Raw genomic sequence first — 11,340 nt, forward strand, 5'->3', positions numbered from 1 at the left:
CCCACTTGCGCGGCACGGCCATCTGGGCGGCGACGCCCATCGTCACCGCCGACATGCGGCCCCGCCTGACGGCCTGCCTCACCGACACGGCCCCCCTGCGGCTCTACCGGGAAATGCGGATCACCGAGGTCATGGTGGCCGATCTGGCCCGGGCAGCGCTGGACCATCTCTGAGGAATCATCGTGTTTGAATAAGCGTGCGCTTTAAGCCGCCTGGCAGAAAAAATCTGTCACATCTATACGCAATGAGGGGAAGCAAATGACGAGAAATTCGATGCTGTGGGTTCTCACCGGCCTCTTTCTGGGAGGTGTCGCATGCACCGGGTGCGCATCCAAAAACACCTATCGCTACGAAACCATCCATCAGGATTATGCCGGCTACGCCTGCCACCTGAGCAAGACGTCCGCTGATCAAGCGGCCGCCGCTTCGGCCTGCCGCATCGACCGCCGCCTGACCCTGGCGGAAGTGCTCGATATCGCCCAGACCAACAATCCGGACCTGTTGATGGCCGCGGCCCGCATCGAGCGCGCCCGGGCCACGCTGGCCAAATCGGCCGCGCCTTTCTACCCCCAGGTGACGCTCACCACCGAATACACGCAGGGCGACGCCCCGTCAGCCTATCTTTTTAAAGCCATCGACCAACGCAAACTGCCGCAAGCCACCGTCGACTTCAACCATCCGGGATGGTTCGAGAATTATGAAAGCGGTGCCAGCCTGGGCATTAACCTCTTTAACGGCGGCCGTGACACCCTCAACCGGGAAATCGCCAAAACAGGGGTCACCCTCTCCGAACTGGACCGCAACGGCATCAAGAATCAGGTGATGGCCACCGCCATCGGAACCTACTACAACATCCTGGCCGCCGCCAAATACACCCGCGTGGCCCAGGAGGCCCTCAACACGACCCAGTCCCAGCTGGATATCATGGATGTGCGCTATCGTTCGGGAGCAGCCTTGAAAACCGACTTGCTTTCCCTGCAGGTCCGCATGGCCGAATCCGAGGAGCTGCTGCTGCAGAGCCGCAACCGCCATCGCCTGGCCCAGGCCGCCCTGGCCGAACTCCTCGGCGTCGAACCGGACATGCCCTTCGCCATCGCCGAGGATCCGGCCTATGCCGTCCAGATTCCGCAGGACCCGGCTTCTGCCGAGGGATACGCCCTACTCCATCGGCCCGAGCTGGCCAGTGCCCGGGAGAAGCTGCGTCAATCGCGCATGGCCCTGGATGCCGCCCGGGCCGGCTATCTGCCCCGGCTGGACTTCATGACCCGCTACTATGTGGACGACCCGGCGATGAAGTACAGCACCGAGCGGGACAACTGGACCGCCGGCCTCTACCTCAGCTGGAAGATCTTCGACGGATTCGCCACGCACAACGAACGCAAGGAGGCCCTGGCCCAACTGCAGGAGGCCATGGCCGGGGACCGCAAGGCGCTTCTGGCGGTCAAGTTCGACGTCAAGCGGTCGTATTTCAATCTCGATGAAGCCGAAAAGCGCCTCAAGGTGGCCACATCCAATGTCAAGACCGCCGATGAAACCTTCCGGTTGGTCAAGCGCCAATACGAAGGCGGTGCCGCCAACATCACCCGCTACCTGGAGGCCGAACTGGCCTACAACCAGGCCCGCATTCGCGAAACCACGGCCTATTTCGATCGCGAGAAGGCCCGCGCCCAGATCGCCCGGGCCATCGGCCACTGGACCGGCCCGGCCGGAACCAGGCGCGCTGAAACCAACTGACATGCCCTCGGGGCGGAAGCGGATCCGGTTTGGCTAACGCCCCATTCCGATCATCACCCGCACCAGGCCGGCCAGCACCAGCATGCCGGCCATGCCGCCGAAAAAGAGCGCCACGAACCAGAGCCACTGGCGCTGTTTTTCGGAGATGGGCTTTTCAAATCGCCGCTTAGTAGGCCGCATCATGCTCGTGGGACGCCTTGCCCCGGAACACCCAGAAGCAGTAACCCGTGTAGGCCAGGATGATCGGCAGCAAAATAACGGTCCCCACCAGCAGCATGGACTGGGACTCGGGCGCGGCGGCGGCATGCCGGAAGGTGACCTTGAAAGGGACCAGCCAGGGCCAGGTGCTCACCCCGATGCCGATGTAGTTCATCAAAAAAATGCCCAGGGTCAACAAAAAGGGTCGGTATTCCCGCACGCCGCCACGCAGGTCCCGCCATAGGAGGATGAAAAAGATCACCGACAGGACCGGCATGGGCTGCAGGAAATAGAAATTGGGCAGGCTGAACCAGATCTGTTTGATGGCGGCGTTCATCAGCGGCATGGTCAGGCTCACCAGCCCCATGAAAAGCGCCACGACAACCATCAGGTAGCGGGCACATCGCCTGGCCCAGGCCTGGGTCTCACCCTCGGTTTTCATGATCGTCCAGGTGGCGCCCAGCAGGCTGTACCCGGTGACCAGGGCCACGCCGGTCATGAGGCTGAAGGGGGTCAGCCAGTCGAGCGGGCCGCCGGCAAAATGGCGTCCATCCACATGGATGCCATGCACGAAGGTCCCCAGGACCATCCCCTGCATGAAGGTGGCCACCAGGGAGCCGCCGTGAAACGAAAAATCCCAGATCCGTTGGGAGCGTCCCGTGGCCTTGAACCGGAACTCGAAGGCCACGCCCCGGAAAATCAGGCCCAGCAGCATGAGAATAATGGGAATGTAGAAAGCCGGCATGAGAATGGCGTAGGCCAGGGGAAAGGCGGCGAACAGGCCACCGCCCCCCATCACCAGCCAGGTTTCGTTGCCGTCCCAAAAAGGGGCCACCGAGTTCATCATGCGGTCCCGGCACTGGTCTGTCGGCGCAAAGGGAAAAAGAATGCCCATCCCCAGGTCGAAGCCGTCCAAGAGGATGTACATGAGGATGGACGTGGCGATCAGCACATACCAGATAAGCGGCAAATTCAGAGAATTCTCGAAACTAAACATCTTTTCCTCCTGTCTGGGCGCCATGTCCGTCACCAGGGGCGGCTTCTTCACGCCGTGGCTGCCATAGGCGTCGTCCTCCATGGACGCGCTGTCCGGTCCCTTGCCGATAATGGTGAGAATATAATAGGCCGCCGCGGTGAACAGCAGCCCATAGGTCAGTACAAAGGCGGTCAACGACGTGGCCACGGCCCCGCCGACAACGGGTGAAATCGTCTCCGACGTCCGCATCACCTGATAGACGATAAAGGGCTGCCGTCCGACCTCGGTAACGAACCAGCCGGAAACGACGGCCACGAAGCCGGCCGGCGTCATGGCCGTGCACCATAGGTGGAACCAGCGCGTAGTGAACAGTTCCCGGCGAATGTACAGCACCAGGGCCACCAGGCCCGTGGCGATCATCAACATGCCCAGCCCCACCATGATCCGGAAAGTCCAGAACACCATGGCCACCGGTGGGCGGTCGGCCCGCGCCCAGTTTTTCAGCCCCCTGACCTCACCATCGAGGCTGTGGGTGAGAATAAGGCTGGAGAGTTTGGGAATCTTGACTTCGAACCGGTTGCATTCGGCGAGCTGATCCGGCCAGGCGAACAGGCGCAGAGCGGCACCGCGCTCGGTGTTCCAGATGCCCTCCATGGCGGCGACCTTTACCGGTTGATGTTCAAAGGTGTTCAGGCCGTGCATGTCGCCGAAAAGCAGTTGCAGGGGGGCCACGAAGATGGCCATGATCATGGCCATGCCCAGCATGATGCGCGCGTGCCGCTCATGCAGGCCGCGCCACAGGTAGTACCCGCCGATGCCGCCCACCACGAACGCCGTGGTCAGGTAGGCGCCGGTCACCATATGGATGAACCGGTAGGGAAAGGACGGATTGAAGATCACCGCCAGCCAGTCGGTGGCAAAAAGCGTCCCGTCGGCAGCCTCGCGGAAACCGGCCGGAGTCTGCATCCAACTGTTGGCCGCGAGAATCCAGAAGGCCGAAATCAGCGTTCCCACCGCCACGATGAGGGTTGCCGCAAAATGCATGCGTTTGCTCACGCGGTTCCAGCCGAAAAGCATGATGCCCAGAAACGAGGCTTCGAGGAAAAAGGCCGTCAGCACCTCGTAGCCCAGAAGCGGCCCTATCAAATTGCCCGCCTTGTCGGCGAAGACGGACCAGTTGGTGCCAAACTCATAGGAAAGCACCACCCCGGTGACCACGCCCATGCCGAAGGCGATGGCGAAGATTTTGACCCACATGCGGTAAATCTGCTCGTACAGGGGATTCCCGGTCTTGAGCCAACGCCACTCCACGACGGCCAGCCAACTGACCAGGCCGATGGTGAAAGAGGGAAACGTAATATGATAGGCAACGGTAAAGGCAAACTGGGCGCGGGCCAGGAATACGGGATCAAGGTGGGGAGACATAAACGGTCCTCGATGATTTGAATGGGTTGACAATGGAAGGGATCAAACGAACACTTCCATAATAAAAGCTGACCGGCTAAAGTGCAAGCTGAACGACACCGGGTCCCAGGGCCATCGCATTTGGATCGATTTCTATTTTCGCGGGCAAGGCCCGCTCCTACATTTTCCTGTGATGTCAATATTTATCGTCGTTTGTTGTAGGAGCCTGCGACCATTATTTTGTAGAATAGGTTCCAAATGCGGTTGCCGGACCGATCACCGGTTCGACTTCATGTTGCCGCGTATCCACGGGATCATGTGCAAAATTCCGATGCCGCCGTGACCGATGAGATAGGCGACCACCAGGCCGGTGAAGGTTTCATGGGCTTCAATGGCCGTATGGGCCATGCCGGATCCGGTGCGCATCAGCAGAAACCACATCAGGCCGGACGCCAGGGTCAGGGCCATGGCCCCCAATCCCAATCCCTGGACGATGGCGGCTATCCCGCCGGGTGCGATATCCGGCAGTTTGAAAGCCACGAGCTGCTTCACATCCGCCGTAAGCGGTGAGAACTCGCCCCACACGTAGGGGAAAAAGTATTTCAGGCCATGTCGAACCAGAACGATCAATGTAAAAACCGAGGTGATCACCACCAGGATCAGCCCGGGGGCAACGTGTGCCCAGGTACCCAACCCCAAAACCAGGCCTCCGCCCGTGAGGTTGGCCGCTTCGATATCGACAAAATCGCTGGTGATCAGCTGGCTGATGGTCAACAAAAGGATGGCCAGGTGCAGGACCCGGGTGAAGACGGGTTGGGTTTGCCCGAAATAGTTCCAAATTGCTTTAGTGATACGCATGCAAAGCTCCTTGTAGTAGAGGATTGATGGTCCCGATATAGCCCAGGGAAAGGCGCAACGGCTCCTTGGTGATCAGGGTCCAGATCTGCCGGGGATCCTCATGGCTGGGGCGAATCTTCAATTCTCCGGTAAACTCCGCTTCCCCCGCTCCGGTGGAAATCAGCGGAATCAGCGGTCGCCGCTCCAGTTGGTGGATCACCCAGCCGGCCAGCCGGTGGTCGCTGACGGCGAAGAACCCCCAGAAGGAAAGCACGAAATGAAGCTCGAGCAGGGCTTCCAGACGCACCACGCGGTGCAGGAAAAGGGTCACGGCGACCTGGCCGGTCTGGGCGAAGTCCCGCGGCCCGACCACTTCCCAAACCACATTCAGCTCATCCGCCCGATCCCTGGCATAGGCGGTCTTTAAAAATTGAATCACGGATTCGCAGGCCCGATGGATCACGTCAGGATCCGCCATCACCCGGCTCGGACCGGCCAGACGCCCCAGGATCGATTCGATCATGGGCAACAAGGCCTGCATATGGGTATGAAAATCGTGGGAAACCCCCACGGTCACGGCATTCTGAAAGGCCAGGGACTGCATCGAGGCGGGTAGCTGCGTGGGATCCGGCATGGGGGTGCCACCGATCAGCACCGGCAGGAGCGGCACCTTGGCTGAAAGCGCCGCCTCCACCTCGAGGCGCACCGGGTCGTCTTCGGCCTCGAGTCCCTCCAGCCACCGCGCGCCGATCAGAACCAGCATGACCCGGCTCTCAACGATCGCCTGGCGGATGACGTCGATATAACTGACAGCCACCGGAATGGCGGCCACGTCCATGAAGACATCATCCTCACCAAAGCGCCGGGCCAGCCAATCGTAAATCCGACAGGCCTGGGGGCTGTCCATGCGACGATAGGAGAGAAAAATGGCGGCCATGCGACAAGGCCTCCCTTTTGGCGTGATGATTCAGCGGTGCCCGAAAGCCTCCCGCGCCGCCGCAACACCGTTGATGGCCGCCGGAAATCCGGCGTAAACGGCCATCTGCAGGATTACCGCGATGATTTCGTCGCGGCTGCAACCGACATTCAGCGCCCCGGCGATGTGAACCTTCAACTGCGCCGCTGCCGTTCCCATGGCGGTCAGCGCGGCAACCGTGGCCAGTTGCCGGGTTCTCAAATCCAGATCCTGCCGGGAGAAGACATCGCCGTAGGCGAATTCAATGATCCAGTCCGCCAGGTCGGGGGCGATGTCCCGCAGGCCCTCTACCACGGCCGCACCCGTGGAAGCGGTAATGGCGTTAAGGGTTTCCAGTCCGTTTTGGTAACGTGTCGACTCCATTTCGAAGACCTCCAAGGTTAGAGTAAAAAATGCTCAAGCACAAGTGCTGCTTGACATTCATCACCCTACGACTTGGAGTTAACTCTAAGTCAAGAACTTTTCTTCCAGCTTTGATAGATTTCGATCTTCTCTTCGATCTTTTGTTTATTTTCATTCAACATATTGATATGTTGAATTATTTTTTGATGATGGCGATCAAGCAGGGCCAAACGGGCATCGATGGTGCGGTCACCCCGGTAGCGCAGTTCGGCATAGGTTTTCATGTCAGCGAGGGCCATGCCGGTCGCCTTGAGACGCTTGAGGAATTCCAACCAGGCGACATCCTGTGCGGAATAGTCCCGGTGGCCCTTTGCATCCCGCGGCACATGCATGATCAACCCGATTTTTTCATAGTAGCGCAGGGTATGGGCGCTCAATCCCGTGGTTTGGGAAACGGCTTTGATGTTCATCCACGTTTCCTGACTTCAACTTGCATCCGGTCGCATCCTTGGCCGGCCAATAGGGCACGAATTTTCATCAACAGCACGCCGAGCATGTATAGAACACATCACACCCTCTGGCGGCCAGCTTCAGCATCTGAAGATTTTTGTCCATGCTATCGCTGTTTTCCCGATCTTTCCAATAATTTCTTGCTATCCTGATCGACCACCCTACCTCTTATAACAGGTAGGCCGCCGCCTGGCAAAGGATCAACCTGGCGTGGTTTTGAATTTGAATTTATCCGTTTGACTTAATCCGCAAGTGACGATAGTCATAAGTGTCCCATCGCTCCTTTTTCCACCAGTGTTGATGAATGCTTGGCAGAACCGCCAAGTGAACATCTGTTCATGTCGCCAGTTTATTGTTTCGTAATGTCCGTTTTTCGCTGGTCTGACGAGGCCAATAAATCCTGAATCCGGGGTATTATTGGCCTCACTTGCCTGACGAAATCCTTTCGGCAGGCGAATGAGGCGTAAAATAAGGCGACTGTTCGGTCGTCTAATCCATGTTCTGTCCAAGTAAAGACTTTGAAGAAACCGATGAAGATTGACAAGGCAATAAAGTTTAAAAGATTTTTAATTGGATACATTTTCTCGTTGCTATCAATGTCGGTGATTTTAATGGCAACGGTAAAAATTCACCAAGAAAGATACGATTTCAGTTTTATTAATGATGCTAAACTTGAACTTCTTTTATTGGCGGTTCCAACAGGCTTGCTTGTCATTGTATTGAAGAATATGAATATTTTTCTCTCAATCTTGTTCAGTTTAGTGTTTGGTCCTTTGACCGCAGCACTTTATATTTATTTAAGATATTATTAAATTGATAGTGACAGAACCACTGCTTTCACACTCGACCGGGCGGGTCCAGGCATTTTTAGGAAAGGTCGTTCTTTCGTCTATCTTAAAGTTTTTTGAACCATTTTACTGGCCATCCGCCCGGCCGGTGAAGCAAGCGTTCGGCTTTAAACAAAGTTATAAACGTCAAGATGATAATGAACATAAATCAACATTCATTTATTGACTATAGGCGTACAATTGCGGCAAATCGTGAGATATTTCTGTTGAAGTATCCCAATATTTTATTAGATTTCCTTAAAACAGATGATTACTGTTCAGCCTTAATTGTATCCCTTGCGAAACGACGATTACCTTCGGGCAAAACTCTTGTGAGTTTTATCCCGTTGATTGGGTTACTACAACGTCAATTGCGTAACTCTTTCGAAGCATTTTCTGCTGCCCAAAGTTATCAAGGCTGGGTTATTTTGAGACCAGCTTTAGAATCAGCTCTCATTATGGGAAAATGGAGTGAGGACAGAAAATACTGTGATTTGTGGATGAACCGCGACAAAAATCGGAAGGAATATGCTCGTGAATATTCCGGATCTAAACTTGAATCAAAAAACCTGCCTTTATCAAAGGAAATAAGAGCTGTTCTTTCTCGGATCAATGACGATTTCATGCATCTTAATGAAGGCTACTATATGCGTCATTCAAGCTTAGACCCCATAAACGAAGAAAAATTCTTGTATAAAGTTGACTATTTTGATCAAGACATTGTTCAAGATTTTCACCTTCATGCATTTATGCATTTGTCCCTATTGGTAATTCAATGTCTTTCGAAAATGTTAGACAATGAATTTAAAGATGGATCTTCATTTACGATTGATGTTGAAGGATTTCAAAAAGCATACAAAGAAACAATAAAAAACTTGGCCAAAAAAGAACCCAGATCACATAAAGGTGCTTACAGAATTAGGGTTATGGCCGAACCATCTAATGCATTAGACAGCCAGGGCGGGGCGGCCTTAGCAGACTGGTTATCAGCATTGCCCTGTCTGCTAATGATCAGTCCGTTAGCAGTTTGTACGTATAATGCGGTATTAAGTTTTTTATCAATTTTAGTTCTATTTTAATGGGCTCGCATGCGCGAAATTACGTTTGCTTAAATAAAATCAATCATGAATAGTTTAGTTCAATTTATTTTATTATTACATCTTTGCTTCAAGCTTTTGATAAAGCTTATGAAAAGTATTTAGAAGACATACCGATACTTGGCTTTATGATCTCGTTAATCTGGTTGCCAATAAAAGGTATATCGTTCATTGGAGCTTGTATTTTCTGTCTTTTTCTTGCTTTTATTTTGATTTTTATACCATTTTGCATGGTTGCTGCTCCAATCGAATTCATTACTGAATGGATATTTAATGATTCAAATTTTTATCAAAATAATGTCGGATTCATATGGTTCTTTTTTCTTTTATTTTGGATCGTTTTGGTAATTTTTTTCTGGGCGTTTCGTACTCATAAAGTAAATATTTCAAAATACATAAAGCGAACAAATAAACAATATTAATAATTTATAAATGCTATCGGGATAAGGAGTAGCCTCACGACTACCCCCTCCCACACCACCCGGCATACGGATCGCGTACCAAGGCGGTTCGGCTGATCAGGAAGGTTATTGAGCAGGCAGGAATAGTCCCCGTTCGAAGAAGTAACGGTTTGGCAGAGTGGGCAAAATGTGCAAAATGGGGTCGCACCAAGATAACTAACAGAATAAATAACATATATTTTAAAAATAGGCTCATTTTATAGGGCAATATCGCCTTTTGGGGCATCTAAAAAGGCGATATAGAAGGAATCCAGTGGCACGGGCACATCGGCATTACATACCAGGGCATATTTGGATATCACCCACCGATGTCATAAGAGAGAACTCTTGCTCAAGTATGTCAAAGATCGCCATCGTTGGTTGCAGTGGCTTTTCGAAGCGAAAAAACGATACGGCCTGGTCATTCTCAATTATGTAGTGACATCCAATCACATCCATTTGCTGGTTTATGACGATGAATATCACCATCAAATACGGAACTGAAAATATCGATTGGATGGCATTGTGCGAAATATTCAGACTTGCGCCCCTCGGTACGCGTGAGCCTGAGAAGTTAAAGATAGCAGCAGAAAATAGCCATACTGTCTGTTCTGCGTTTACTGGCCAGAAAATCATTGGTTTTGGGCGCGCCATATCAGATGGTCAATATCAATCAGCCATATATGATGTGGTCGTATTACCTGAGTTTCAGAATCAAGGTGTTGGCAAATTAATTATGGAATCACTTTTGGAGAAATTACCGAAAAGTGGTCCCGTGTTGATTTTCGTTGCACCGGGGAAACAAGAATTTTACCGTAAATTGGGTTTCGGTAAATTAAAAACTGGAATGGGTTTATTCCCAAATCCTGATATGTCCAGAGCGAAGGGATATCTGGAATAATGGAGCATCGAACCACTAGCATAGTCCCCAGCATTCATCTCTTGCCAGGGGTCTACGCTCGTTCTCGTATAATGGATTAACGAATGGCCGATATTTTTATCAGTTATCAGCGTACCGAGCGAGATGCGGTAGCCATCATCGCAGAGAAGCTAACTGAGCTTCGATTCGACGTTTGGTTTGATTCGCAACTCAAGCCGGGGGGAGCCTTTGATGAGGAGATCGCCACACAACTCGAGACGGCAAAGGCGGTCCTCACCTGTTGGACGCCGAGCGCGATCGATTCTGAATGGGTACGCGGCGAGGCAACGATAGCTCATCAGCAGGGCAAACTCGTCGCCTGCTTCCTCGAGCCCACCCAACTCATTCCGCCGTTCAACCTCACCCATGCCGAGGACCTAACGACCTGGGCGGGACAAGAGGATGCACCGGCGTGGTTGAAGGTTATAGAGCGCCTCGGACAACTGGTTGGTCGCCCGGGCCTTGCTGACTATCCGACCCTCCAATCTCCTGAAACGACAATCGCCACACTGCGCACTTGGGCGAATGCCAACGGGGATGATCCGCTAGTGGGCGACGTCTGGGCACGGATTGCGCTCCTCGAAGGGGAGGGTGCCGCGGAACGGATTGCGCGTGAGAAGCTCGAAGCCCAGGAACGTGCTCGTCGGCGGAAGATGCAGGAGGCGCGCTCGCGAGAACTGGTAAAGGCTCGCGGCCTGCGCGCTGGTCGTTCGTTGCCGACCCGCTTCGTTGTGATCGCCGTCACGGTTCTGCTTGTCTCTCTGTTAGGTGTAGGCTATGTTCTCGACGGTCAGCGCAGGGAACGCCTCCTGAGCACCGCCGATACCCCCGATGAGGTGCGCACCTTTCTGGTTAACAACCACTGGCATCCAATCGCAAACGCCGCTCGCCTGAAGCTCGCCCGCCTTGACGATGCGGCGTGGAAAGCGGCGCACGCCTCTGGTACGATAGACGACTTCGACACCTACCTCGCCGCGTTTGTCGACGGCACCCATCACCAAGAAGCTGAGGCGGCAAAGGTCGCCGCAAAGCGCGTGCGCGAGATGCAGTCACGCCTCGCGCGTGGGCCGCTCGCTCCAC

Annotated in this window: 11 protein-coding genes; 5 read left to right on the forward strand and 6 right to left on the reverse strand. The window is 54.0% G+C overall.

The features are described from left to right. The first annotated feature begins 258 nt into the window (after nt 1-258). The gene (locus JCM12296_RS27930; RefSeq protein WP_083456588.1) at nt 259-1,734 is read left to right on the forward strand and encodes a TolC family protein; all 1,476 of its coding nucleotides are present in this window, start codon (nt 259-261) and stop codon (nt 1,732-1,734) included. A 33-nt stretch (nt 1,735-1,767) separates the two neighbouring features. Here JCM12296_RS27930 and JCM12296_RS39040 read toward each other — a convergent pair whose 3' ends face one another. The 6 genes from JCM12296_RS39040 to JCM12296_RS27955 form a co-directional block, all read right to left on the reverse strand. Further along, nucleotides 1,768-1,917 (reverse strand): hypothetical protein, encoded by a 150-nt coding sequence (locus tag JCM12296_RS39040; protein WP_157067958.1) that lies wholly within the window; start codon nt 1,915-1,917, stop codon nt 1,768-1,770. Further along, nucleotides 1,901-4,333 (reverse strand): cytochrome d ubiquinol oxidase subunit II, encoded by a 2,433-nt coding sequence (gene cydB / locus JCM12296_RS48285; RefSeq protein ID WP_281492179.1) that lies wholly within the window; start codon nt 4,331-4,333, stop codon nt 1,901-1,903. The genes JCM12296_RS39040 and cydB overlap by 17 nt, the downstream gene beginning before the upstream one ends. 255 nt (nt 4,334-4,588) lie before the next feature. Then, nucleotides 4,589-5,170, reverse strand: a complete 582-nt coding sequence (locus JCM12296_RS27940; protein WP_054699979.1) for a hypothetical protein — start codon at nt 5,168-5,170, stop codon at nt 4,589-4,591. Continuing rightward, nucleotides 5,157-6,086 carry a TIR domain-containing protein gene (locus JCM12296_RS27945; RefSeq protein WP_054699981.1) on the reverse strand — a complete coding sequence of 310 codons (930 nt, stop codon included), beginning with the start codon at nt 6,084-6,086 and terminating at the stop codon, nt 5,157-5,159. The genes JCM12296_RS27940 and JCM12296_RS27945 overlap by 14 nt, the downstream gene beginning before the upstream one ends. A 30-nt stretch (nt 6,087-6,116) precedes the next feature. Then, on the reverse strand, nt 6,117-6,488 hold the full coding sequence (locus JCM12296_RS27950; RefSeq protein WP_054699983.1) for a carboxymuconolactone decarboxylase family protein: 372 nt from the start codon (nt 6,486-6,488) through the stop codon (nt 6,117-6,119). Nucleotides 6,489-6,577: 89 nt separating this feature from the next. Next, nucleotides 6,578-6,937: a MerR family transcriptional regulator gene (locus JCM12296_RS27955; RefSeq protein ID WP_054699985.1), complete on the reverse strand. Its 360-nt coding sequence runs from the start codon at nt 6,935-6,937 to the stop codon at nt 6,578-6,580. A gap of 570 nt (nt 6,938-7,507) precedes the next feature. On the opposite strand from JCM12296_RS27955, the gene JCM12296_RS27960 reads away from it, so the two are divergent. The 4 genes from JCM12296_RS27960 to JCM12296_RS27980 all read left to right on the forward strand — a co-directional run. Next, complete coding sequence (locus JCM12296_RS27960; RefSeq protein WP_054699986.1) at nt 7,508-7,789, forward strand: hypothetical protein; 282 nt, start codon at nt 7,508-7,510, stop codon at nt 7,787-7,789. A gap of 242 nt (nt 7,790-8,031) precedes the next feature. Further along, entirely contained in the window at nt 8,032-8,883 is an 852-nt protein-coding gene (locus JCM12296_RS27965) for a hypothetical protein (RefSeq protein ID WP_157067959.1), read from the forward strand. Nucleotides 8,884-9,816: 933 nt separating this feature from the next. Continuing rightward, a complete protein-coding gene (locus JCM12296_RS27975; RefSeq protein ID WP_054699992.1) occupies nt 9,817-10,242 on the forward strand; it encodes a GNAT family N-acetyltransferase in 426 nt (141 codons plus the stop codon). Nucleotides 10,243-10,325: 83 nt separating this feature from the next. Then, the coding region (locus JCM12296_RS27980) for a toll/interleukin-1 receptor domain-containing protein (protein WP_157067960.1) at nt 10,326-11,340 on the forward strand (1,015 nt) is incomplete at its 3' end.

The organism is Desulfosarcina cetonica JCM 12296 (assembly GCF_001311845.1).
Lineage (GTDB): Bacteria > Desulfobacterota > Desulfobacteria > Desulfobacterales > Desulfosarcinaceae > Desulfosarcina > Desulfosarcina cetonica.

Bases quoted from the DNA above. Each gene is read 5' to 3' on its own strand.
- JCM12296_RS27955 (WP_054699985.1), bottom strand. From the start codon at position 6,937: ATGAACATCAAAGCCGTTTCCCAAACCACGGGATTGAGCGCCCATACC.
- JCM12296_RS27950 (WP_054699983.1), bottom strand. From the start codon at position 6,488: ATGGAGTCGACACGTTACCAAAACGGACTGGAAACCCTTAACGCCATT.
- JCM12296_RS39040 (WP_157067958.1), bottom strand. From the start codon at position 1,917: ATGATGCGGCCTACTAAGCGGCGATTTGAAAAGCCCATCTCCGAAAAA.
- JCM12296_RS27940 (WP_054699979.1), bottom strand. From the start codon at position 5,170: ATGCGTATCACTAAAGCAATTTGGAACTATTTCGGGCAAACCCAACCC.
- JCM12296_RS27930 (WP_083456588.1), top strand. From the start codon at position 259: ATGACGAGAAATTCGATGCTGTGGGTTCTCACCGGCCTCTTTCTGGGA.
- cydB (WP_281492179.1), bottom strand. From the start codon at position 4,333: ATGTCTCCCCACCTTGATCCCGTATTCCTGGCCCGCGCCCAGTTTGCC.
- JCM12296_RS27960 (WP_054699986.1), top strand. From the start codon at position 7,508: ATGAAGATTGACAAGGCAATAAAGTTTAAAAGATTTTTAATTGGATAC.
- JCM12296_RS27975 (WP_054699992.1), top strand. From the start codon at position 9,817: ATGAATATCACCATCAAATACGGAACTGAAAATATCGATTGGATGGCA.
- JCM12296_RS27945 (WP_054699981.1), bottom strand. From the start codon at position 6,086: ATGGCCGCCATTTTTCTCTCCTATCGTCGCATGGACAGCCCCCAGGCC.